This window comes from Ferrimonas futtsuensis DSM 18154 (assembly GCF_000422645.1).
Classification (GTDB): Bacteria; Pseudomonadota; Gammaproteobacteria; order Enterobacterales; family Shewanellaceae; genus Ferrimonas; species Ferrimonas futtsuensis.
The window spans coordinates 81824-105258 of the sequence record NZ_AUGL01000002.1 but is presented as its reverse complement, the minus strand read 5'-3'; the positions used below and the strand labels follow the sequence as shown (position 1 = coordinate 105258).

At 61.4% G+C, this 23435-nt stretch carries 16 protein-coding genes and 1 pseudogene; 9 read left to right on the top strand and 8 right to left on the bottom strand.

Going from position 1 to position 23435, the window contains the following annotated elements:
• Positions 1–21 precede the first annotated feature (21 nt).
• The 8 genes from rarD (at position 22) to G505_RS0102435 (ending at position 13434) form a co-directional block, all read left to right on the top strand.
• The gene (gene rarD / locus G505_RS0102470) at positions 22–921 is read left to right on the top strand and encodes an EamA family transporter RarD (RefSeq protein ID WP_028108142.1); all 900 of its coding nucleotides are present in this window, start codon (positions 22–24) and stop codon (positions 919–921) included.
• 122 nt (positions 922–1043) lie between these two features.
• Positions 1044–1913 carry an EamA family transporter gene (locus G505_RS0102465; RefSeq protein ID WP_157508987.1) on the top strand — a complete coding sequence of 290 codons (870 nt, stop codon included), beginning with the start codon at positions 1044–1046 and terminating at the stop codon, positions 1911–1913.
• Between the two features lie 154 nt (positions 1914–2067).
• Positions 2068–3141 (top strand): efflux RND transporter periplasmic adaptor subunit, encoded by a 1074-nt coding sequence (locus G505_RS0102460; RefSeq protein WP_028108140.1) that lies wholly within the window; start codon positions 2068–2070, stop codon positions 3139–3141.
• A 9-nt stretch (positions 3142–3150) separates the two neighbouring features.
• Positions 3151–6378: an efflux RND transporter permease subunit gene (locus tag G505_RS0102455; protein WP_028108139.1), complete on the top strand. Its 3228-nt coding sequence runs from the start codon at positions 3151–3153 to the stop codon at positions 6376–6378.
• Complete coding sequence (locus tag G505_RS0102450) at positions 6368–9418, top strand: efflux RND transporter permease subunit (RefSeq protein ID WP_035385005.1); 3051 nt, start codon at positions 6368–6370, stop codon at positions 9416–9418. Before G505_RS0102455 ends, G505_RS0102450 begins: the two co-directional genes overlap by 11 nt.
• A 222-nt stretch (positions 9419–9640) precedes the next feature.
• On the top strand, positions 9641–12028 hold the full coding sequence (locus G505_RS0102445) for a TonB-dependent receptor plug domain-containing protein (RefSeq protein WP_028108137.1): 2388 nt from the start codon (positions 9641–9643) through the stop codon (positions 12026–12028).
• Positions 12029–12215: 187 nt separating this feature from the next.
• Positions 12216–13067: an MBL fold metallo-hydrolase gene (locus G505_RS0102440; RefSeq protein WP_028108136.1), complete on the top strand. Its 852-nt coding sequence runs from the start codon at positions 12216–12218 to the stop codon at positions 13065–13067.
• The gene (locus G505_RS0102435) at positions 13060–13434 is read left to right on the top strand and encodes a hypothetical protein (protein ID WP_028108135.1); all 375 of its coding nucleotides are present in this window, start codon (positions 13060–13062) and stop codon (positions 13432–13434) included. The genes G505_RS0102440 and G505_RS0102435 overlap by 8 nt, the downstream gene beginning before the upstream one ends.
• Positions 13435–13476: 42 nt before the next feature.
• Here the strand turns inward: G505_RS0102435 and kdsB are convergent, their stop codons facing one another.
• The 5 genes from kdsB to G505_RS0102410 form a co-directional block, all read right to left on the bottom strand.
• Positions 13477–14220, bottom strand: a complete 744-nt coding sequence (gene kdsB / locus G505_RS0102430) for a 3-deoxy-manno-octulosonate cytidylyltransferase (protein ID WP_028108134.1) — start codon at positions 14218–14220, stop codon at positions 13477–13479.
• 2 nt (positions 14221–14222) lie between these two features.
• Complete coding sequence (locus tag G505_RS22635; protein WP_084643745.1) at positions 14223–14399, bottom strand: Trm112 family protein; 177 nt, start codon at positions 14397–14399, stop codon at positions 14223–14225.
• A gap of 3 nt (positions 14400–14402) precedes the next feature.
• Entirely contained in the window at positions 14403–15377 is a 975-nt protein-coding gene (lpxK, locus tag G505_RS0102420; protein ID WP_028108133.1) for a tetraacyldisaccharide 4'-kinase, read from the bottom strand.
• Positions 15370–17139 (bottom strand): lipid A ABC transporter ATP-binding protein/permease MsbA, encoded by a 1770-nt coding sequence (gene msbA, locus G505_RS0102415; RefSeq protein WP_028108132.1) that lies wholly within the window; start codon positions 17137–17139, stop codon positions 15370–15372. Before msbA ends, lpxK begins: the two co-directional genes overlap by 8 nt.
• A 105-nt stretch (positions 17140–17244) precedes the next feature.
• Complete coding sequence (locus G505_RS0102410) at positions 17245–19434, bottom strand: DNA internalization-related competence protein ComEC/Rec2 (protein WP_169628181.1); 2190 nt, start codon at positions 19432–19434, stop codon at positions 17245–17247.
• 30 nt (positions 19435–19464) lie between these two features.
• On the opposite strand from G505_RS0102410, the pseudogene G505_RS20340 reads away from it, so the two are divergent.
• Positions 19465–19968: pseudogene (locus G505_RS20340) on the top strand (DUF2062 domain-containing protein); the annotation flags it as partial.
• A 265-nt stretch (positions 19969–20233) separates the two neighbouring features.
• On the opposite strand, the gene lolE reads toward G505_RS20340, so the two are convergent.
• Genes lolE through G505_RS0102390 form a run of 3 tightly spaced genes read right to left on the bottom strand, consistent with a single transcriptional unit; the run spans position 20234 to position 23368 of the window.
• The gene (lolE, locus tag G505_RS0102400; protein WP_028108130.1) at positions 20234–21472 is read right to left on the bottom strand and encodes a lipoprotein-releasing ABC transporter permease subunit LolE; all 1239 of its coding nucleotides are present in this window, start codon (positions 21470–21472) and stop codon (positions 20234–20236) included.
• Entirely contained in the window at positions 21469–22152 is a 684-nt protein-coding gene (lolD, locus tag G505_RS0102395) for a lipoprotein-releasing ABC transporter ATP-binding protein LolD (RefSeq protein ID WP_028108129.1), read from the bottom strand. Before lolD ends, lolE begins: the two co-directional genes overlap by 4 nt.
• Positions 22145–23368, bottom strand: coding sequence for a lipoprotein-releasing ABC transporter permease subunit (locus G505_RS0102390; RefSeq protein ID WP_028108128.1), 1224 nt, complete (start codon positions 23366–23368; stop codon positions 22145–22147). Before G505_RS0102390 ends, lolD begins: the two co-directional genes overlap by 8 nt.
• Positions 23369–23435: the final 67 nt, after the last annotated feature.

The following is a 23435-nucleotide window of genomic DNA, read 5'->3' as shown; positions in this document are numbered from 1 at the left end:
TTTCCCCCTTGAACATCACCCATGAGCGCAACCCGACTCGGCAACCTGCTGGCTGCCCTCTCCTTCGTGGCCTATGGCCTGCTGCCACTTTACTACGCCCCCCTGGAGGGTGCGCAGATGGAGGAGATGCTGGCCCTGAGAATCGTCACCTCTGCACCGGCCATGCTGCTGCTTATTCTTGTGCTACGCAGGCCAACGCTCTCCTTTGGCGCCATGTGGGCGGATAAGCGCTCCCTGTTGCTTTGCCTGTTGGCCTCTATCGTCATGTGTACCTCCTGGTACAGCTTTACCTGGGCCCTGACCAATGGCCAGGTGCTCGCCGCCAGCCTGGGGTTCTTTATCAACCCCCTGATGGCGGTGGCCCTGGGGGTACTCTTTCTGGGGGATAGGCTCAGTCCGGCCCAACGTGCCGCGGTGGTACTGGCCACCGCCGGCATCGGCTATCAGGTGTGGCAGTATGGCGAATTGCCCTGGCTCTCTCTGGTGATGGGTGGCGCCTTTGCCCTCTACGGCCTGATTAAGAAGTTCATCCGCTTCGATGCCCTGAACTCCGTCATGGTGGAGGCGATGCTGTTGATCCCCCCAGCCCTGGCCTTCCTTATCTGGCGCCAAGAGACCCAGGGGCTGACCTTCGCCGCCGCGGATACCCCCACCCTGCTGCTCTATCTGGGCGCCGGTCCGGTCACCCTGATCCCCCTGGTGCTCTTCGCTCTGGCCATCAACCGCACCAGCCTGACCATGGTGGGACTGATGCAGTACATCGAGCCCAGTCTGCAGTTCCTGCTGGCCACCCTGGTGTTCGCCGAAGCCTTTGACGAGGTCAAGGCGGTCAGCTTTGGCCTTATCTGGCTGGGGCTGCTGCTCTGCTCACTGGAGGCGATGCTGGGGATAAGGCGCCGAGCCGCCAAGCCGCACTACTGACCCGCTTTAAGAGGCGATCCAGTTCCGATTTCCTGCCTCGGCTTACTGTCAGCGCCAACCCTGGGTGCTACATTGGGTCAGTTTTGCCTGAGGTGGGTCCATTGTTTCATAAACTGGAAATAGTGATAGCGTTCAGCATCTTCGGGATGCTGCCGCTCTATCTGAACCTGATGCCTGACGCCCAGGTGACCCATTTGGTGGCCCTGAGAATCATTCTGGCCAGCGCCGTTCTGGTCAGCCTGCTTCTTATCAGGGGACGCTGGCGCCCGATGCTGCATCAGGTCAAAAGAGACCCCAAGGCCGCCCTGTGCTGTATGGCGGCAGCCCCGCTGGCCATGGCCGCCGGCCTGCTCAGCATCTGGGCCTACCTCAACCAGCAGATCCTGGCCGCCAGCCTGGGGCAATACCTCTCCCCCTTCGTATCCGTGCTGCTGGCCGTGGTGCTGCTCAGGGAACAACTCTCGAGGCTGCAGAAGCTGGCCCTGATCGCTGCGGCCGTTGGCCTGATGCTGCAGTTTGGCAACCATAGCTTCTCCGTACTCCTGGCCCTGGGGATAGGCGCCCTGTTTGCTCTCTATGGCTTCCTGAAAAAATGCGCCCAGACGGACACCCTCACCTCCCTCACTCTGGAACATCTGGCCGTGCTTCCCATTGCCCTGGGATACTGGGGCTACCTTTACTGGCAGGGAGAGCCCGGTCTTGTCAGCCCGGAGTGCAGCCTGTGGCTGCAGTTGGGGTTTGCACCACTGATTCTGTTTGCCCTGACCCTGCTCAATCACGGCATTCAGAAGGTCAATTTCACCACCTATGGCCTGATGCAGTTTATCGATCCCAGCCTGCAGTTTCTGCTTGGGATCTGGGTGTTCAATGAACTGTGCCCGCCGGAGCAGCTGCTGGGCTTTATGCTCATATGGGGAGGGCTGGTTGCCGTAATCGGCAGTGGTCTTCGAAGGTCAAACGCCAGCACTAGCAAACTGGCTCAATTAAGTTAATAAAACTCGCCAACTCTTGGTGAATCCCCTCAACACTTTGTTTACCTGACTCCTCAGACCTCTTGTAACCCATTGATTTACAGTTGTTAAAAAGTTGGCACAGGCCGTGCATTCCAAGCGTAACTTCCGAATAACGACATAAAGGATTTGCGCCATGAAACGCCTCTCCCTGACCGCCCTCTCCCTGGTATGGGTTCTCTCCGCCTGTGGCCAGGCGCCCGCAGCCGATGAAACCAGCAAGGAAACCGACACCGCCAACGAGGAGCAGGTGGTTACCCTGCCGGTGGAAACCCAGCCGGTCGTTCAGGACACCGTAGCCTCCTACTACAGCTCCACCGCCATCCTGGAGGCCCCGGAAGAGGCGATGGTGGTCAGCCGGGTCCCGGGGGTCATCACCCAGGTGAACGTGGAAGAGGGAGACAGAGTCACCCAGGGACAGGTGCTGGCCAGCATCGACTCCGAGCGCTACCGCTACAACCTCGACAAGGCCCAGGCCGAATTGGATGTGATTGATCAGGAACTGAATCGCCTGAAAAAGATCGCCAACCAACAACTGGTCAGTGAAGAGGCCATGGCCAAGCTGGAGTTCCGCCGCCTCTCCGCCATCGCCGATCGCGACCTGGCCGCCCTGCAGCTGAAAGAGAGCCGTGCCGAAGCGCCTTTCGATGGCGTGGTCGCCAAACGTCTGGTGAAGCGAGGCAACATGGCCGAACAGTACAAGGAGCTGTTCTACATCGTCCGTCAGGATGAGTTGCACGGCATCATTCACCTGCCGGAGCAGGAGCTGCCCCAGGTGCGTAAGGGCCAGATGGCGGAGCTGATTCTCAGCGGGGATGAGCGCAAGCACCAGGCTGAGGTGCTGCGCATCAGCCCCATCGTCGATGCCGATACCGGCACCTTCAAGGTGACCCTGACCGTGCCCAATGGCCAGGGCAGCCTCAAGGCCGGCATGTTTGCCCGGGCCAGGCTCAAGTATGACGCCCACGAGGGCACCCTGGTGATCTCCAAGAACGCCCTGCTGCGCCAGGATCAGGGGCACGCCGTATTCGTGGTCGAACAGGGCAAAGCCAAGCGCCGTGCCGTAGAGTTGGGTTACGAAGATGAGGGACGGGTGGAGATCACCCAGGGTCTGGCCCTGAACGATCTGGTGGTGGTGCGCGGACAACACCAGCTGAAGGACGACGCCAGCGTGGAGGTTATCGCCCCACTGCAACTGGCCCAGCGCTAAGGACGGCACATGGGAATCATCAACACCTCAGTCAAGCGTCCGGTTACCGTCTGGATGTTCATCCTGGCCATCGTCATGTTTGGCCTGGTGGGCCTGAGCCGCCTCAGCGTCAACCTGCTTCCGGACATGAGCTACCCCACCCTGACGGTACGCACCCTCTATCCAGGGGCTGCGCCGGCAGAGGTGGAGCAGCTGGTCAGCAAACCCATCGAAGAATCCGTCGGCGTGGTCAAAGGACTGCGCCAGGTCTCCTCCACCTCCAGGGCCGGACTCTCAGACGTTCACCTGGAGTTCGAGTGGGGCACCGACATGGACTTGGCCGCCCTCGACAGCCGGGAGAAGCTGGACGCCATCCAACTGCCCCTGGATGTGGATAAGCCGCTGATTCTGCGCTTCAACCCCAATCTGGACCCCATAGTACGCCTGGCGGTCACCACCCAGGAGAGCAATGAAGCCGCCCTGGTGCAGATGCGCACCTGGGTGGAGGAGGAGCTCAAACGCACCCTGGAAACCGTGCCCGGTGTTGCCTCGGTGCGTCCCTCCGGCGGACTGGAGCAGGAGGTGCAGATCCTCATCGACCAGCAGAAGATGGCCCAGCTGAATCTCACCGCCGCCCAGTTGATTGAGCGCATTCGCAGCGAAAACCTCAATCTCTCCGCCGGCAAGCTGACCCAGGGCGATCAGGAACTGCTGATCCGTACCCTCAATCAGTTCCAAAACCTGGAAGAGCTGCGTCAGATGGTGGTCTACCGTGACGATCAGCGTCAGGTGCGCCTGTTTGAAGTGGCCCAGGTCAAAGACAGCTTCAAGGAGCGAGACAACATCGCCCGCAGTCAGGGCCAGGAAGCGGTGGAACTGGCCATCTACAAGGAGGGGGACGCCAACACCGTCGCCGTCGCCCAGGCCCTGAAGGCCAAGTTAAAGCAACTTGAGGAGGAGACCCCCTACCCGGTCAACCTGCTCTACGATCAGTCCCGCTTTATTGAGAATGCGGTCAATGAGGTAACCAGCGCCGCCCTGGTGGGTGCCGTGCTGGCGATGGCGGTGATCTTCCTGTTCCTGGGCCAGCTTAAGCCCACCATGATCATCTCCCTCTCCATTCCGGTATCGGTGATCGCCACCTTCAATCTGATGTACTTCGCCGGCATCAGTCTCAACATCATGTCCCTGGGCGGCATCGCCCTGGCAGTGGGCCTGCTGGTGGACAACGCCATCGTGGTGCTGGAGAACATCGACCGTCGTCGCCGACTGGGGGATGATCTGCACCAGGCCGCCGAAACCGGCACCCGGGAAGTGAGCGGTGCCATCATCGCCTCGACCCTCACCACCCTGGCGGTGTTTGTGCCGCTGATTTTTGTCGACGGCATCGCCGGCCAGCTGTTTGCCGATCAGGCGATGACGGTCACCTTCGCCCTGATCGCCTCCCTGCTGGTGGCCCTTTCCGCCATTCCGATGCTCTCCTCCCGCAAGGGGATTGAGCTCAAGGTCAACGGCACTTCCCAGCCCAAGGCCAAGCCCACCACCCGCTGGGGCAAGGTGCGTCACCATGCGACCACGGTGTTCAGCTTCCCCTTCGTGCTGCTGTTCTCCTATATCCCCAGCCTGGTGATTGCGGTGGTGATGGTGATTGTTCGCGCCCTGCGCAAACTGTTCGCCCTGCTGTTCACCCCGGTGCTCTGGGGTTTTGACCGCCTCTACGGCGCCCTCTCCTGGGGCTACCCCAAGCTGCTGAACCTGGCCCTGAGTGCCCGGGTGCTGACTCTGGGCGTGGCGGTGGCCGTCACCGCCCTGGCCTTCTCCCTGGCCCCACGTCTGGGTATGGAGCTGATTCCCCCCATGAACCAGGGGGAGTTCTACCTGGAGGTGCAGCTGCCACCGGGCACCGAGGTCAGCCACACCGACAAGGTGCTGCGCCACCTGGCGGACAGCCTGATGGACAATGAGGCGGTGGACAAGGTCTACTCCCAGGCGGGCAGCGGAGGCCTGCTCAGCTCCGCCTCCCAGATTGGCGGCGAAAACTGGGGCCGGCTGCAGGTGGTGCTCAGTGACGCCAGCCAGCAAGCCCAGGTGATGAGCGCCCTGCGCCACAGCGCCTCGCGCATCCCGGATCTGGAGTACTCGGCCCAGTCGCCGGAGCTGTTCAGCTTCAAGACCCCTCTGGAGCTGGAGATCAGCGGCTATGACCTGGATATGCTGGGTCTGGCCAGCGGTCAGGTGGCGGCCACCCTGGCCCAATCCGATCGCTTCAAGGATATCCAGAACAGCCTCAAGGAGGGCCAGCCCGAGCTGACCATCCGCTTCGACCACGCCAAGCTGGCGTCTCTGGGGCTGACCGCCCCGGATGTGGCCAACCGCGTCGCCTCGGTGATCGGCGGCAGTGTGGCCTCCCGATACACCGTGCGTGACCGCAAAATCGACATCCTGGTGCGGGCCCTGCCCGCCCAACGGGATCAACATGAGGATCTGGCCAGCCTGATCGTCAACCCGGGCTCCGAGCGCCCCATCGCTCTGGATGCGGTGGCCACCATCAAGGAGGAGATTGGTCCCGCGTCCATCAACCGCATCGCCCAGCAGCGGGTGGCCATCGTCTCCGCCAACCTGGCCTACGGCTCCCTCAAGGAGGGGGTAGACGCCGCCTCCACCCTGCTGGAGTCACTGTCCCTGCCCCCGGGCACCAGCATCCAGTTTGGTGGCCAGAATGAGGAGATGGAGCACTCACTCAACTCCCTCTACATCGCCCTGGGCCTGGCGGTGTTCCTGGTCTACCTGGTGATGGCCAGCCAGTTTGAGTCTCTGCTGCACCCCCTGCTGATCCTGGCGGCGGTACCCATGGCCCTGGCAGGCAGTGTCTATGGCCTGTGGCTCACCGGCACCCACGTCTCGGTGATCGTCTTCATCGGCCTGATCATGCTGGCGGGCATCGTGGTGAACAACGCCATCGTGCTGGTGGATCGCATCAACCAGCTGCGCCAGGAGGGCGTGGAACGGGGCCAGGCCATCATGGAGGCGGCCCACTCCAGGCTGCGCCCCATCCTGATGACCACCCTCACCACCACCCTGGGCCTGGCCCCCATGGCCATCGGCCTGGGCGAAGGCGCCGAGATGCGCGCCCCCATGGCCATCACCGTGATTGCCGGACTGATGATCTCCACCCTGCTCACCCTGGTGGTGTTGCCGGTGCTCTACAGCCTGTTCGACAACAAGCAATTTGCCATGGAGAGCCAGCATGACCACTAATCTGACCAAACTGGCGCTCAAGCGGCCGGTGACCATCACCATGGCCTTCCTGGCGATGCTGCTGATGGGGCTGGTTTCCAGCCGGCTGTTGCCCCTGGAGATGTTCCCCGGCCTGGAGATCCCCCAGATCATGGTGGAAGTGCCCTACCAGGGTGCCTCTCCCCAGGAGGTGGAACGCGGTATCACCACGGTGTTGGAGGAGTCCCTGGCCACCCTCAGTGATGTGAAGAGCATGCGTTCCCACTCCACCGAGAATGGCGCCTTTATCGAGATGCGCTTCGACTGGGGCGTGCCCATCGCCTCCAAGACGGTGGAAGCCAGGGAGCGGCTGGACTCGGTGCGCCATCTGCTTCCCAGCGATGTAGAAAGAGTACTGCTGCGCCAGTTCTCCACCGCGGACATGCCCATCTATACCCTGAGGATCTCCTCCAAGCGGGATCTCAGCGGCGCCTATGACCTGCTGGAGAGCCAGCTCAAGCGTCCTCTGGAGCGCCTGCCCGGGGTCTCCCAGGTGACCCTCTACGGGGTCGACAAACCCCGCATCGAGATTCGCGTCGATGCCGATGCCCTGGCCACCATGGGAGTCAACCCGGACACGCTGCAGCGGCGCCTGGGCCAGGAGAACTTTACCCTCAGCGGTGGTACCTTGCGCAGTCAGCAGACCCTGTGGCAACTCTCTCCCAAAGGGGAGTTTCGCAGCATCGGCGAGATCGAAAACCTGGTGATTCGTCCTGGCCTGCACCTGGGTGATGTGGCCGAGATTGGCTACACCCAGGCGGAGCGCATCGATGGCCGTCACCTCAACCGCGCCTACGCCATCGGTCTGGACATCTTCAAGGAGTCCGGCGCCAACCTGGTGGAAGTGGCCGACCGGGTGACCAAGGTGATCGCCCTGGCCAACAACAATCCCCAGTTCCAGGGCATCGAGCTGTTCTCCATGGACGACCAGGCCCAGGGGGTAAAAAGCTCACTGCACGACCTGCTGATGGCCGGCCTGATAGGCGCAGGCCTCTCTTTCGGGGTGCTGTTCCTGTTCCTGCGCAACATCCCCATGACCCTGATTGTGGTGGTGTCCGTGCCCATCTCCATCGCCATCACCCTGGCGGCCATGTACCTGATGAACTACAGCCTCAACATCCTGTCGATGATGGGACTGCTGCTGGCAGTGGGCATGCTGATCGACAACTCGGTGGTGGTGACCGAGTCGGTACTGCAAGCCCAGGAGAGCGGCAAGTACAAGGACACCAAGGACGCGATTCTGGCCGGGGTCAACAAGGTGGCCCTGGCGGTGATGGCCGGCACCCTGACCACCATCATCGTATTTCTGCCCAACATCTTCGGCACCAAGGTGCAGCTGACCATGTTCCTGGAGCATGTGGCCATCGCCATCTGCATCTCCCTGCTGGCCTCCTTGCTGCTGGCCAAGACCCTGTTGCCCCTGCTGCTCTCCCGTCTCAAGGGACTGAAGTCCAGCCCCAAGGGCAGCAGCCACCACCCCAGGTACAGAAAGTGGCTGACCCGCTGCCTGGAGTGGCCCAAAACCTCGGGGATCATCGCCCTGGTGCTGCTCGCCAGCACCGCCCTGCCCATCAGCCAGGTCAAGATGGCGGACGATGATGACGACAACACCCGCCTCTACCTGCGCTACCACCTGCAAGAAAACCAGCCGGTGGCGGTCACCGAGGCGATGGTGGACCGGGTGGAGGAGTACCTGTTTGCCAACCAGCAGGCTCTGGGGTTCGACAGCATCTACAGCTACTACGCCACCGACAACGCCACCACCACCCTGATCATGCGTGACGAGCTGCCCGCAGACATCGAGTCCATCAAGCAGACCATCCGCGATAACATGCCCAGGCTGGCCAACGCCGAGCCCGAATTTGGTTGGGGCGGCGGCGACGACAGCGGCATGAGGATCACCCTGACCGGCCGCTCCACCACGGTGCTGATGGAGCTGGCGGACCAGCTGCTCCCCCTGATGAACCGCATCGAGGGGCTGGAGGATGTGCGCTCCGACGCCGGTGCCGGTCAACAGGAGCTGGTGGTGCAGTTCGACCGTCAGCTGCTCTCCCGTCTGGGATTGCAGGTCAGTGACGCCGCCCAGACCCTGGCCCTGGCGGTACGCGGGCAGAACCTGCGCTCCTTCCGACATGACCCCAGCGGCGAGATTCAGATCTTCCTCGCCTGGGAGCGTCACTGGCGCGACTCCCTGCAGCAGCTGAAGCAACTGCCCATCGTCCGCGATGGCGAGCGGGTCTATACCCTGGAGATGCTGGCCAGTATCTCCAGCCAGCCTCAGCTGCAGGGGATTCGCCACTTCAATCGTCAGACCGCACTGACCATTGGCGGCAACGTGGAGGGACGCTCCATGGATGAAGTGCGCGACGACCTGACCCGGGTGCTGGACTCCATCCACTGGCCTCCCGGTTACGAATACAGCTTCGGCGGCGGCTTCCGCCAGCAGCAGGACAGCGAACAGATCATGATGATCAACATGCTGCTGGCCATCGCCATGATCTACATCGTCATGGCGGCGCTGTTCGAATCCCTGCTGCTGCCCACGGCGGTGATCACCTCCATCCTGTTCTCCATCACCGGGGTCTACTGGACCTTCATGGTGCTGGGGCAGGAGATGTCCATCATGGGGATGATCGGCATCCTGATTCTGATGGGGGTGGTGGTCAACAACGGCATCGTGCTGGTGGACCAGATCAACCAGAGAGAGCCAGACATCGACCGTCTCAAGCAGGCGATCATCGAGGCTGCCGCGTCCCGTCTGCGGCCGGTACTGATGACCGTGGCCACCACAGTGCTGGGGCTGGTTCCCCTGGCCCTGAACGACACCCGCCTGGCTGGCGGAGGCCCCTCCTATACGCCGATGGCTCTGGCCATCATCGGCGGCCTGCTGTTCTCTACCGTCACCAGCCTGTTCCTGGTGCCCTACTGCTATCTGCTGCTCAGCCGCATGCGTCATTTCTACGCCCAACGCTGTGCCCGCATCAAGCAATGGAGCGACAACAAGTTGCCCAACTGGATGTAATGAATTTTCCCACCGTCGTTCGGGAGGCTCACGCCTCCCTTTTTTTATCCACACCCAAAGCAGCCTAAAGCACAACCTTAAGCCCAGTTAAACCAGGGGGTTATTTCAGCGATTTTTAGACCGGAGCATGATGAATCAGACGATTTGGTTATAATTCGGCGTTCTTCGAAGTGTTAACATCCTCACACTTTCATATTCACTTTAGTTATTTGGATAGTACGGATGTTTAGAAACCTTGTTGCGTTGGCTGTCGCAGCAACTCTGCCAGCCCCCCTGTTGGCCGCCGAAGAGGCCGCTGTTGAACGTATCGAAGTGGTGGGTTCCCGCATTGCCCTGCGCACCGCCACCGACTCTGCCGCCCCGGTAGACATCATCTCCGCCGAAGACCTGGCCGCCACAGGTCAGCTGGAAACCGCCAAGGCGCTGCAATTTGCCGCCCCCAGCTACAGTTTCCCCTTCTCCTCGGTGACCGACGGCACCGACGCGGTTCGCCCTGCCAACCTGCGCGGCATGTCTCCGGACCACACCCTGGTGCTGGTGAACGGCAAGCGCCGTCACACCACCGCCCTGGTGCACCTCTCCGGCACCGTGGGTAAGGGCTCCTCCAACGTGGATCTGAACGCCATCCCCATGTCCGCCATCAAGCGCATCGAGATCCTCCGTGACGGCGCCGCCGCCCAGTACGGCTCTGACGCCATCGCCGGGGTGATCAACGTGGTGCTCAAGGACGCCGACCAGGGGGGCAGCATCAGTACCCACCTGGGTCAGACCTACGAAGGCGACGGTGAGCAGGTGCGCGTCGGCCTGAATCACGGCATGCAGTTTGGTCACGAGGGTTTCCTGAACCTCTCCCTGGAGAGCCACCACAAGAACCCCACCAACCGCGCCGGCAACGACCCCCGCCAGCAGTACCCTGAGCTGGCCGACGGCAGCCCGGATCCCCGCGAGGAGAGCTTCGACCGCAACAACCACCATGTGGGTGACAGCGACTACCAGAACTACGGCCTGTTCCTCAACGCCGGCACCGCCCTCGGTGGTGACGACCAGCTGTACTTCTTCGGCGGCTACTCGGAGCGTGAGTCCAACTCAGGCGCCTTCTACCGCCGCGCCAGAGACAGTCGCAACGTCCCGGAGATCTACCCCGACGGCTTCCTGCCGCAGATCAACCCGGAGATCATCGATGCCTCCCTGCTGGTAGGTTATGAACTCGAGGTGGGTGAATGGAGCCTGGATGCTTCCGCCGGTTATGGCCAGAACAGCTTCGAGTACCGGGTAAAAAACAGCCTGAACGCCTCCTTGGGCCCCACCAGCCAGACCGAGTTTGATGCGGGCAAGCTGACCACCAACGAACTCAACCTCAACATCGACGCCTCCCGCTACTACGACTTTGCCAACGACTCCGAACTGGTGGTTGCCCTGGGCGCCAGCTGGCGCAACAGCGGCTATGAAGTGGAAGCCGGTGAGCAAGCCTCCTACATTCGCGGCGACTACCAGGGCAAATCCGGCGGCAGCCAGGGCTTTGGCGGCTTCACTCCCGAGTCTGCGGTAGACGAGGACCGTCACAACCTGGGGCTCTATCTGGAGCTGGAAAACCAGTACAGCGACCAGTTCTACTGGGCCGCCGCCGCCCGTTACGAGGACTACTCCGACTTCGGCAGCAACACCAGCTGGAAGCTGGCGGGTCGCTGGGACCTCACCGACTCCCTGGCGCTGCGTGCCACCACCAACACCGGCTTCCGCGCCCCCAGCGTGCAGCAGCTCTACTTCACCAACATCTCCACCTTCTTCGATCCGGATCCGGTCACCGGCGAGTTTGTGCCCCGTGAGTCCGGCACTTTCAACACCCTGGCGCCCATCACCCAGGCCCTGGGAGTGAACGAGCTGGAGCCGGAGATCTCCCACTCCTACAGCCTGGGCCTGGTGTACAGCCACGACAGTGGCCTGACCGTCACCCTGGATGCCTACCGCATCGATGTGGACGATCGCATCATCCTCTCCGGCTCGGTGGATAAGGAGTCCTCCCCACAAATTGAAACGCTGTTTGCCGGCACCAACGCCGAATCCGCCCGCTTCTTCATCAACGGCCTGGACACCCGCACCCAGGGGCTGGATCTGGTGGCCACCCAGGAGTTTGACCTGGGCAGCTGGGGTGAGCTGAAAGCCAACCTGGCCTACGCCTACAACGACACCGAGATTCAGTCGGTGAACCTGCCCACCATCCTGAGTGGTCAGCAGGAGCAGCTGTTTGACCGCCGGGAGGAGATTCGCGCCACCGACGCCAACCTGCACCACAAGGGCAACCTCGGCTTCACTCACAGCCTGAACGATCTGACCACCCACTTAAGGTTCAGCTACTTCGGCACCTACACCGTGGGCTACTCCCGAACCGAGGTGAAATACGACGCCAAGTGGACCACCGACCTCAGTGCCAGCTACGCCCTGACCGATGCCCTGACCCTGACCGCCGGTGCCCAGAACCTGTTTGACACCTATCCGGAGAAGCGCCCCGAGGACAACAACTTCAATGGCATCTTCATCTATCCGCTCACCAACACCCCCTTCGGGTTCAATGGCGGTTACTACTACATGGACCTGACCTACAGGTACTGACCACACCATAAAGGGCGCCCTCGAGGCGCCCTTTTTCATCTGGTAGCGAGCTTCTTTCCTGTGCCACGCTTCTAAGGTATCGCCCTTACCCCCAAGAAAATAGCTGCCCCTCAATGAACGGAGGTGTATATCAACCATAGGAATTTGGTGTTATTTTCATCAACAAACAACCATCAGGATGATTTTTATGCGCAAACTGCTTCTCATGACCCTGCTCTTCTCCCTGCCGTTGAGCGCTGAGGATCGCTTTAAGGATGTGAAGATCCTCTCCGAGAAAGTGTCGGAAGGGGTGCACATGCTCACCGGCAGCGGCGGCAACATCGGTGTCAGTGCCGGCGACGATGGCATTCTCATTATCGACGACCAGTTCGCGCCTCTGGCCGGTCGCATCCAACAGGCGCTGGCCGCCATCAAGCCTGGTCCGGTGAACTATGTGCTCAACACCCACTACCACGGCGATCACACCGGCGGTAACGCCGAATTTGCGCCTCCTGCTACGGTGTTCGCTCATCACAATGTCCGGCTGAGACTGGCAGACGATGCCAAGTTCTCCCCTGAGCACCTACCTGTGGTGACCTTCGATAAGGGGATCACCTTCCACCTCAACGACGACACCATTCGGGTCATCCACCTGCCTCATGGCCACACGGATGGCGATGCCCTGGTTCGTTTCGAAAAGGCCAATGTGATCCACATGGGTGATCTCTTCTTCAACGGCATGTTCCCCTACGTCGATCTCAAGGGAGGAGGCAGTGTGGAGGGATACCTCAATGCGGTCACCAAGGCGCTGGAATGGATGGATGCAGACACCAGGGTGATACCGGGTCACGGCAAGCTGGCGAACAAGGCCGACCTGCAGACGTTCCAGAAAATGCTGCTAGACTCAATAATATGGGCGAAGAAACAGGACAAGGATGCGCCACTGGAGGCTTGGCAGAAAGCCTTCCCCACATCCCTGTCCTCCTGGAGCTGGCGCTTCATCACCACCGAGCGTTGGGTCACCACTCTCTACGAGGATCGAAACAGACTGCATGACTGATCTGCTGGTTTTCGCCGCCCTGGTTTTGCTGGTCTCCATGGTGCCAGTTTACGGGACTGCGGTGCTGATACGCTCTCCCACTCCCGGGCCTTTGCTTGGGGCACTGACCGTGTGCGTCGCCTTGGCCCTGTTGGAACTGTCATTGGACAGAGTAAGTGGTCACTGGGGTTGGCTGGTGGGCGCCCTGTTTGGGGCCGTGGCCTTCAGTCTGCTGTTTGGCACCCGAACCTGGCGCGGCATCATCCTGGCCACCGTACTCTGCCTCACCTACCAGTGGGCCACCAGCGAATACCTTAATGGCGCTTCCCTCACCACCACCTTTAAGCAGCAGATCAATAAAGCCAGATCTGAGGTTTGGCCGGACTGAGCCATCTGACACAAAAAAGGCGGCCCAACGGCCGCCTGTCTATTATTCGAGAATCTCTCTGACCCGCTCCAGGTCCTCCGGCGTGTCCACGCCGGCCGGAGGGGTCTCTTGGGCCTCCTCCACATGAATCCCTTCACCGTAGTAAAGCACCCTCAACTGCTCCAGGGATTCAATCCCCTCCAGTGGACTGGGCTGCCAACTGACATAACGCTGAATAAAGCCAGCACGATAGCCATAGATGCCTACATGACGCAGCGCGCCAGGGCTGACCGCTGGCCCATCGGCAAACCCGTCCCTGTGGTAGGGAATCGGCGCACGAGAGAAATAGAGGGCCCTGCCATCGGCGGCGCACACCACCTTGACCGCATTGGGGTTGAACATCTCCTCGGCGTCTTCGATGGCCACCCCCAGGGTGGACATGGGCAGCCCGCTGGCGATCAGGTTTTGCGCCACCTGACGGATGTTGGCGGGCGGGATCAGGGGTTCATCACCCTGAACATTGACCACCACCTGATCTTCACCGAGCTGAAGCAGCTCGACCACTTCGGCCAGGCGCTCGGTTCCTGAGTTATGATGCGCTGAGGTCATCACCACCTCGGCGCCAAAACCTGAGACGGCGTCAAACACCCTCTGATCGTCGGTCGCCACCACCACCCGGTCGGCACCGCTGGCCTGGGCCTGCTCGCAAACCCACTGGATCATCGGCTTTCCGGCGATCTCCGCCAGAGGTTTGGCAGGCAGCCTGGTAGAGGCAAAACGGGCGGGAATCACCACCACAAAGCCCATGATCAGTCTTCCTTCAGCTCAGTCGCACGGTTCTCCAGCAGCACTGGAATACCGTCGTCGATGGGGTAAACCAGACGGTCTGCCTTGCAGATCAGGGTCTGCTCGGCCGCATTGAACTCCAGCTTACCCTTACACACAGGGCAGGCAATAATCTCTAGCAGTTTGGTATCGAACGCCATTGTTTATTCCTTCAGTCGTGACAGCAGCGCGCCATCAAAATCTTCCGGTAAATTAGCAGTTACCGGTAGGTAAAACCAGTTGGGCCGGGCAAAACCACGGCACTTGACCGCATCTTTTTCGGTCATCAGCAGCAGTTCGCCGTCCGGGGTCAGTGCCGCCAGTTCCGCCTCACTGTACAGGTAATGATCGGCAAAGGGGACACAGCGCAGCGGCGACAGCCCCTGCTCCTCCAGTGAGGTGAAGAACCTTGGGGGGTTGCCGATCCCCGCCATGGCCACAATCTCCAGGTCCGGGTCGAAGGCACGATCACTGCCATCCACCGCGTTCAACCTGTCCGGGGACAGAGACATGGGGTATTCACCGACCTGATGCTGACCGCCGTTGCAGATCACCATATCCACACTCTTGAGGCGACTCACGGGCTCTCGCATCGGCCCCATGGGCATGCGAAAACCATTGCCGAAGCGACGCTCTCCGTCAACCACCACCAACTCGATGTCTCGCTGAAGGCGGTAATGCTGCAGGCCGTCGTCGGCCACAATCACGTCCACCTTCGCCCTCTCCAGCAGCAGCTGGGCCGCCTTGATGCGATCCGGCCCCACCGCCATCGGCGCGCCGGTTCGCTGGACAATCAGTGCGGGCTCATCCCCGACCTGGGCTGGGTCCGTATCCTGGGACACCCACTGGGGCCAGGTTTCAGCCTGGCCGCCATAGCCGCGGCTGATCACCCCCACCTGATAGCCATGGCGGCGCAGCAATTCAATCAGATAAAGCACCACCGGCGTCTTACCATTGCCGCCGACACTGAGGTTGCCCACCACGATGACTGGCACCGGCAACTTGACGCTGGGCATCACCCCGAGGCGAAACAGCAGGCGACGCAGGCCGCTGACCAGGATAAACAGCAGGGTCAGCGGGGCCAGCAGCCACAAGACCGGGCTCCCCTGCTGCCAGGCACGTTCGAACCAGCTACTCATTGTCACCGAACTGCATCTGGTGCAGTTGACTGTAGATGCCACCATGCTGAAGCAGCTGCTGATGGTTGCCCTGCTCCACCACCTGGCCCTTGTCCACCACCATGATGATGTCGGCATTTTCGATGGTGGAGAGGCGGTGGGCAATCACCACCGAGGTGCGCCCCTTCTGCAAGTTGTCCAGGGCCGCCTGAATGGCACGCTCAGACTCGGTATCCAGGGCCGAGGTGGCCTCATCCAGGATCAGGATGGGAGCATCCCTCAGGATGGCGCGGGCGATGGCGATGCGCTGGCGCTGACCACCGCTGAGCAGGATGCCGTTTTCACCCACCATGGTATCCAGCCCCTGTGGCAGATCCTTAACGAACTCCATCAGGTAGGCGGCTTCGGCAGCGGCTTCGATCTGGTCACGACTGCACTGCTCGCAAGCGTAAGCGATGTTGTTGGCGATGGTGTCATTGAACAGGGTCACCTGCTGAGACACCATGGCAATCTGGCTGCGCAGGTTACTCAGGACGTACTCGTTCACGTCCACCCCGTCCACCTGAATCATGCCGTCGGTAGCATCGTAGAAACGGGGCAGCAGGCTGGAGATGGTACTCTTGCCCGAGCCGGAACGGCCCACCAGGGCCAGGGTCTTGCCGGGCGGCACCTCCAGGGACACACCGCGCAGGGCCGGATCATCTTTGTTGGTGTTGGGGTAGCAGAAGGTCACATCCTTGAAACTGATCGCCCCCTCGACCCGGTCCACCTTATGGCTGCCATTGTCGGCGGCATTCGGCGTGTCCAGCACCTCAAACACCGAGTGGGCGGCGGTGATGCCACGCTGGAAGTCGGCGTTGACCCGGGTCAGGTGCTTGAGCGGCTGCATCAGACCCATCATGGAACCGACGATGGTGATAAAGGTACCGGGAGACAGGCTCTGGAAAATGAAGTCGAAGCTGGCCACATAGAGCACCACGCCAAGGGCCACGGAGCCGATGATCTGAATCACCGGCTGGCTGATCGCCTGAGCCGCCGACAGCTTCATGTTCTGCTGACGATTGCGGTTGTTCACTCTGGCGAAACGCTCCGCCTCGATCTCCTGACCGCCGAAGGCGATCACGTTCTTATGCCCCTTGATCATCTGCTCAGAGGCGGTGGTCACGCCCCCCATCGCTTTCTGAATCGCCTTGGAAACCTTCCGGAAACGACGGCTTACCAGGGTGATCACCCAGGCGACCAGGGGCCCAATCAGGAAGAAGATCAGCGACAGCTGCCAGCTCTGATAGAACATGATAAACAGCAGGCCGATGACCGTGGCACCATCGCGCACCATGCTCACCAGCGCGCTGCTGGAGGCCCGGGCCACCTGCTCGGTGTCGTAAGTAATGCGACTGATAAGGTCCCCGGAACTCTGGGTGTCAAAGTAGCTCACCGGCAGGTTGAGGTACTTCTCAAACACCATCTGGCGCATGCTCTGCACCACCTTCTGGCTGACCCAGGCCAGGCAGTAGGTCGACACAAAGTTGGCGGAGCCGCGGACAAGGAACATCCCTATCACGATAAAGGGGGCCATCTTCAGCACGTCGCTGTTGCCCGCAGTCAGCGCATTATCAATCAGGGGCTGAACCAGCCAGATCATACCGGCGTCCACCGCACCATAGGTGATCATCCCCAGAATGGAGACAACAAACGCGGCGCGGTAGGGGAGAACATAGGGCCACAGACGCTTAAAGGTTGCCCAGGTCTGTCCCTTCTCCATTGGAGTTGGTTTGGCGCTCATAGAGTTAACCGAATTTCAATATAAGGGGCCATTCTACCCACACCGGGCATGGATACCAACGCATGGTGAACAAATGTCGATTAAACCGTCAATTACCCCCATTAGCTACCAGCCTCGCTGGTTATACCAATAGGGAGCCAGATCCTCGCTGTAGCTCAGCAGAGTCACTCCCTGGGGGTGAAAGTGAACACTCACCTGTCCCTGACGCCCCGTGGTTTTCTGAATGGCCCCCTGCCCCTGATACCTGGCCTCTACCTCGGGATGAGGGAAGCGCCAGCGATTACGCCAGCCTGCCGGGTGGATAACGATGCCGGGAGACACCGCCCTGACCCAGGGCTCGGTACTGGAACTGCGACTGCCGTGGTGAGGTGAGATCAGCAGGGTGGCCCGCCTGGGAGTCATCCTGGCCTCGGAGGCCGCCTCGATGTCACCGGGAAGCAGCACGCTGTACTGGCCGTCGGAGATACGCAAGATGCAGGAACCATTGTTGCCCCGGTAGTCGAACTGCTGCCAGGCCAGCTCAAGCCCCTGCCAACGAGTGGGGCCTCGCTTACACTCCTCTCCAGAGATCTCTTTGAGCCCGGGCCACAGACGTTTCATCGCTGTCGCGCCGCCTGCGTGGTCGTTATCGCCGTGGGAGAGTACCAGGTAATCCAGGTGGCCTATCCCCCGGCCTCTCATGAAGGGATCCACCACCCGTTCGGCGTAGCTGAAGCCAGACGGAAAGGCGGCTCCTGTGTCGTACACCAGCGCCCTGCCCTGCTTCTCCACCACCACACTCAGCCCCTGCCTCACATCCATCACATGAACCTGCCAACTCAGAGGCGACCGCTCCAACTGGGTCAGCAGTGTGGGGATCACCAGCACCGGCGCCAGATACCTGGCCTTGGGCACAGGCGGTCGCCACACCAGCCACAGCGCCAGGGGCAGCAACACCAGAGTCATCATTCCATGAGCCCAGCCCAGGCTGGCTCCCGGCAGGGACTGGGCAGTCTGGGCCACCCACTCCAGTGGCCACAGGACCATATCCGCCAGCCACAAGCCGCTGTCGGCAAACGGCAGCGACAACCAGAGCCCCAGAGCGGCCACCAGAGTCAGGGGCAGAGCCACCACGGACACCCAGGGCACCATCAGCAGGTTGGCCCACAAGGCATGGAGTGACAGAGAGCCAAACCACCCCAGCTGCACCAACCCCAGCAACAGCGTCAGTCCACACTGAATCCACACCAGGCTGGCCAGGCGACCGCGACTCCACCCGGGCGCCTGAGCCACCAGCAGCATGATGATTCCGACGGCGCAGCAGGAGAGCCAGTAGCCCGGCCCCAGCACCGCCAGGGGGTCCAGCAGGAGCAGCAATGCTGCGGCCCTGAGCAGCAGCTCCCAGGGGCGGCCAAAGCGCCCGGTGGCCAGCATCACCATGGCGGCCAGAGCCATGATCAGGGCCCTCTGGGTCGCCAACCCCAACCCGGCCAGCAGGGCATAGCCTATGACCCCGAGGGCAGCCACCAGCAACACCGGCAAACGGGCACCGCCCCCCTGAGAGGGACACAGTCGTCTTGCCAACCCGCCGAGCAGAGTCACCAGCAGCAGCGCCACCAGACTCAGGTGCAGCCCTGAGATTGCCACCAGGTGAGTCAGGCCTGCGGCCCGGAGCGTCTGCCAACGCTCATCACTGAGCCCACGGCGGTCCGCCATGGCCAGGGCCCACAGCAGGTCGCCTCTGGGCAGGGAAGCAACAGCCTGTTCAAGGCTCTGGGCCAGGGGGACGCGCCAATGGCTGTGTTGCGCTACCGGTTCCATCGTCAGGATGCGTCCCTGGGCCACCACCCGGTTGGCCAATGCATGGCGTCTCTGGTTCCAGCTAAACTGATTGAAGGTACCCATGGGAGGCCGCAACTTGACCCTCATTTGGTAGAGGTGGCCCGGCTGCCACTGGGTCTCCCCCTGGTAGGTCAGCCAGATGCGATCGGGATGGTGGAACTTCAATGGGGTTTCTCCGATTCTCTCGACCTGCCATAAAGTTCGCTGGTATAGTGCGCCGCGGGTTGGTAAAGTGAGCAGCCTCGCCACCAGCTGGTGCTCCCCCTCACTCAGGGGCTGTGCCGCAGTGATATGACGGTCGCCGTGCCAGGCGAACCAGCAGACGCCCAGCAGTATTCCGGCCAACAACGGCTTTTGCCGCACTAGCCAGAGGGCGGCCGCTCCAGTGACGACCAGAAACCCGGGAGGCAGTAATGCCGGCCAGAACAGGCCTGAGCTGATGGCTGCCACCCAACCAAGAAGAAAACTGTTCACCTGACTCTGTTTAGGCGATAACAAACCGCTATGCCAAAAAAGACCATTCAACGGCTGATGCCGAACCCTGAGAAACTCAAGGACCACAAGCACCTGAAACTCTTCGGTGATGTGATCCATCAACCCGGGTTGTGGCACCTGAATCGTCGCTCTGCCGCTGGCGCCCTGGCGGCCGGCATGTTCATGGCGTGGGTTCCCGTTCCCTTTCAGATGGTCTTGGCCGCGGCTGCCGCCATCATTCTCGGCGTCAACCTGCCGCTGGCGGTGGTCACCGTGTGGTTTACCAATCCGGTCACCATGCCCTTCATGTTCTATCTGGCTTACCTGGTCGGGGCTTCCCTGTTGGGCATCGAAGCTGGGCACTTCCAGTTTGAACTGAGTTGGGAGTGGCTCAGCACCAGCCTGGGGCAAATTGGCGAACCCTTCCTGCTCGGTTGCCTGGTGCTGGGGGGACTCAGTTCCCTGTTTACCTATTTCGTGATCAATAGCTTATGGCGCTACTCCATCCTGTTTAGCTGGAAGAAGCGCCAGAAACAGCGCAACGGCAACGGCAACGGCAACGGCAACGGCAACGGCAACGGCAACGGCAACGGCAACGGCAACGGCAACGGCAACGGCAACGGCAAGTAAGCCTGCCCGAATCACAGCGTTAAAAAAGGCTCCCGAGGGAGCCTTTTTTGATCGCTTATCCACCTTAATGGCACGGACGGATATCTGCTCAGAGGAGGATCAACGGCCCGCTGCCGCGTATCTCAGAACCAAACAACAGAGGCACCCGAGGGGTGCCTCTGTTGCCGGCCTACCTGAGTGCCTGGGCCGGCTCCTGCGCCGCCGCTTTCCAGGCGGGATAGAGAGACGCCACCACGGTCACCAGGAAGGCCAGCACCGTCACTGACACCACGTCACTCCAGATCAGCTGTGAAGGCAGAAAATCGATAAAGTAAACATCCCCTGAAAGCAGGGTGATCCCCAGACTCTGCTCGATGGCACGCACCAGGTCGGACAGGCGCCAGCCCAGGGCACTGCCCAGAGCAGCCCCCAACAGGCAGCCGGTCAGGCCGGTCAGGGCCCCCTGAACCAGGAAGGCCCCCATCACCGCCCGGCGCTCCAGGCCCATGGTGCGCAAAATAGCGATCTCCGCCTGTTTGTCCCGAACCGCCATCACCAGGGAGCAGATGATGTTGAAACTGGCCACGGCCACCATCAGCACCAGCACCAGATACATCAGGCTGCGAATCAACTGAATGTCGGAGTAGAGGTGCCCCTGAGTACGGGTCCAGTCGTTCAGATAGAGATAGTGGGTCTGTCGATAGCCGACGGCCCGAATGACCTGAGGCGCGGCAAACAGATCGTCCAGTTTCAGCCTCAAGCCCCCAACTCCCTGGCCGAAGTCCCGTATCTGCGAGGCGCGGCTGAGGCTGGTAAAGGCCATGGTGCGGTCAATTTCACCGCCCAGGTCAAACAGGCCGGTCAGGGTAAACACCACCCGCTTGGGAGGGCGCTGCCCCTGCGTGGCCGGCCGGGGGACCAACAGGGTCACCTTGTCCCCAAGGTTCAGGTTCAGTTCGGCCGCCAGGGCTTTGCCCAGCACCAGGGGCGAATCGCCGTCGGACAGTGATCCCCAGGCTTCAGACGACATATAGCTGTGGGCATCGGAGACCCGGGCCTCCAGCCTGGGATCCACCCCTCTCACCGACACGCCCTTGAGTTTCTCGCCTTTTTGCAGCAAACCATTGACCAGGGTGAACGGAGCCGCCGCCGCCACACCTGGCTCTGTCAGGGCATCGTCCGCCATCCCCTGCCAATCCAGTATGGGGCTGTCCACCGCGATGAGCTCCGCCTGGGGGACCACCGCCAACAAGCGATCTTTGAGCTCTCTTTCGAAGCCATTCATGGCAGACAGCACCAGGATCAGCACCGTGACCCCCAGGGCAACGCCGATGATGGAAGAGAGGGAGATCACCGAGATAAAGCGGTTGCTGTGGCGGGTGCGCAGGAAGCGCCATCCCAGTTGCCAGATAAGAGCCAGGTTCTTCATTGAGCGGCCTGCAATCGGCCGCCATGCATCATCAGCTGACGGTCCAGCCGGGCCGCCAACTCACGGTCATGGGTGACCACCACGAAAGCGGTGCCCTCCTGGGCGGCCAGTTCCCGAATCAGTTCATACACCTCTTCGGCGGTGGCCTCATCCAGATTCCCCGTGGGCTCGTCCGCCAGCACCAGGGCTGGGCGGTTGACCAACGCCCGGGCAATGGCCACGCGCTGGCGTTCCCCGCCGGAGAGCTCAGAGGGTTTGTGCTCCATGCGGTGGCTCAGGCCAACCCGGTTGAGCAGCTCCTCACCCCGAGTCCTGGCCTGGGCCTTGGACTGACCGGCGATCAGCAGCGGCATGATGACGTTCTCCAGGGCAGTGAACTCCGGCAGCAGGTGGTGAAATTGATAGACAAACCCCAACTCCCGGTTACGCAGTTGAGTGCGGGCGCCATCGCTCAGGGCAAACAGCTCCTGCCCCTTAAACCACACCTGGCCCTCGCTGGGGGTGTCCAGGGTGCCAATGATGTGCAGCAGGGTGCTCTTGCCCGAGCCGGAACTGCCCACCACCGCCAGAAGCTCGCCGGCGTTAACCTCCAGGTTCAGGTCCGTCAGTACCCGGGTGGCCAGCTTACCCTCCCGATACTCTTTGCCCAGCTGCTCACAACGCAGCAATAGATCACTCATAACGTAACGCCTCAGCGGGTTGAATCAGGGAAGCCCGCCAAGCGGGGTAGAGAGTCGCCAGGTAGCTGATCAGCATGGCACCGGCCAGGATCAGGCCTATCTGGCCATAGTTGAGGATCACCGGCAGTGGCTGGCCCGGGGGCAGCAGCCAGATCCCCAGGGCGGCCATCACCCCTTGCAGGTTGAACGCCAGCGCCAGCCCGGCCAGGGCACCGACCACCACCCCGAGCAGGGTACTGGTCATCCCCTGGACGGAGAACACCCCCATCACCGAGGCACGACTCAGTCCCATGGTTTTGAGGATGGCGATGTCGGAGGTCTTGTCGGTGACCATCATCACCAGGGCGGAGACCACGTTGAAAGCGGCAATGGCGATGATCAGCGCCAGCAGCATCGCCATCATGTTCTTCTCCATCTTGACCGCGCTGAACAACTGACCGTAATCGTTGCGCCAGTCCTGCACCCGGTAACCCTCCCCGAGCTGAGTCTGCAGCTGGGCCGCCAGAGCCGGCGCCGTGAAGGCGTCATCCAGGTAGAGGCGCATCGACGCCACCCGCCCCTTGCCCAACCGGGTGAGACGAGCGGCATCATTGATGTGTACATAGGCCAGGTTGCCATCCACTTCGGCGCCGAGTTCAAACACACCGGCCAGGGTAAACACCCGTTGGCTTGGCAGCCTTCCCATGGGGCCATAGACGGCGCCGGTGGCGGAGATCACCCGCACCTTGTCACCGGGCAGCAGGTTGAGACGGCTGGCCAGACGGGCCCCCATCAGGATCTGGTACTGACCAGGCTGAAGATCCTGCCAGCGCCCGCTGAGCAGATGACTGGACACCGTTGAGAAACCAGACTCCTGATGTGGATCCACGCCGAGAATCTGTGCACCGCTGAGCGCCCCCTCCCCTTGCAGCATCGCTTCGGTGCCCACAAGTGGGGTCACCCCGACGACTCCGGGCTGAGTAGCCAGGGTCTGTTGCAGCTCAGCGGGGTTGTCAAGGTAACGGGCCTGGGACACCAGCACCTGGGGTACGGCGCCAAGCAGGCGGGTCTTCAGCCGTCCCTCCAGGCCGTTCATCACTGAGCTGACCACGATCAGCGCGGCCACCCCCAGGGCGATACCCACCACGGAGAAGAAGGTAATAAAGGAGACGAACTGGGTGTCCTTTCGGGCACGCCAGTAACGCAACCCGATAAGCAGGGAGACAGAAGGCGACATCTAACCATTTGCCAAATAGATAAGTTATCGGATAATAAAGTTATTCGCCCCCAATAGACAAGTTCAG

Coding starts and splice junctions, on each gene's coding strand:
- rarD (WP_028108142.1), top strand. CDS start 22: ATGAGCGCAACCCGACTCGGCAACCTGCTGGCTGCCCTCTCCTTCGTG.
- G505_RS0102460 (WP_028108140.1), top strand. CDS start 2,068: ATGAAACGCCTCTCCCTGACCGCCCTCTCCCTGGTATGGGTTCTCTCC.
- G505_RS0102455 (WP_028108139.1), top strand. CDS start 3,151: ATGGGAATCATCAACACCTCAGTCAAGCGTCCGGTTACCGTCTGGATG.
- G505_RS0102450 (WP_035385005.1), top strand. CDS start 6,368: ATGACCACTAATCTGACCAAACTGGCGCTCAAGCGGCCGGTGACCATC.
- G505_RS0102445 (WP_028108137.1), top strand. CDS start 9,641: ATGTTTAGAAACCTTGTTGCGTTGGCTGTCGCAGCAACTCTGCCAGCC.
- G505_RS0102440 (WP_028108136.1), top strand. CDS start 12,216: ATGCGCAAACTGCTTCTCATGACCCTGCTCTTCTCCCTGCCGTTGAGC.
- G505_RS0102435 (WP_028108135.1), top strand. CDS start 13,060: ATGACTGATCTGCTGGTTTTCGCCGCCCTGGTTTTGCTGGTCTCCATG.
- kdsB (WP_028108134.1), bottom strand. CDS start 14,220: ATGGGCTTTGTGGTGGTGATTCCCGCCCGTTTTGCCTCTACCAGGCTG.
- G505_RS22635 (WP_084643745.1), bottom strand. CDS start 14,399: ATGGCGTTCGATACCAAACTGCTAGAGATTATTGCCTGCCCTGTGTGT.
- lpxK (WP_028108133.1), bottom strand. CDS start 15,377: ATGAGTAGCTGGTTCGAACGTGCCTGGCAGCAGGGGAGCCCGGTCTTG.
- msbA (WP_028108132.1), bottom strand. CDS start 17,139: ATGAGCGCCAAACCAACTCCAATGGAGAAGGGACAGACCTGGGCAACC.
- lolE (WP_028108130.1), bottom strand. CDS start 21,472: ATGAAGAACCTGGCTCTTATCTGGCAACTGGGATGGCGCTTCCTGCGC.
- lolD (WP_028108129.1), bottom strand. CDS start 22,152: ATGAGTGATCTATTGCTGCGTTGTGAGCAGCTGGGCAAAGAGTATCGG.
- G505_RS0102390 (WP_028108128.1), bottom strand. CDS start 23,368: ATGTCGCCTTCTGTCTCCCTGCTTATCGGGTTGCGTTACTGGCGTGCC.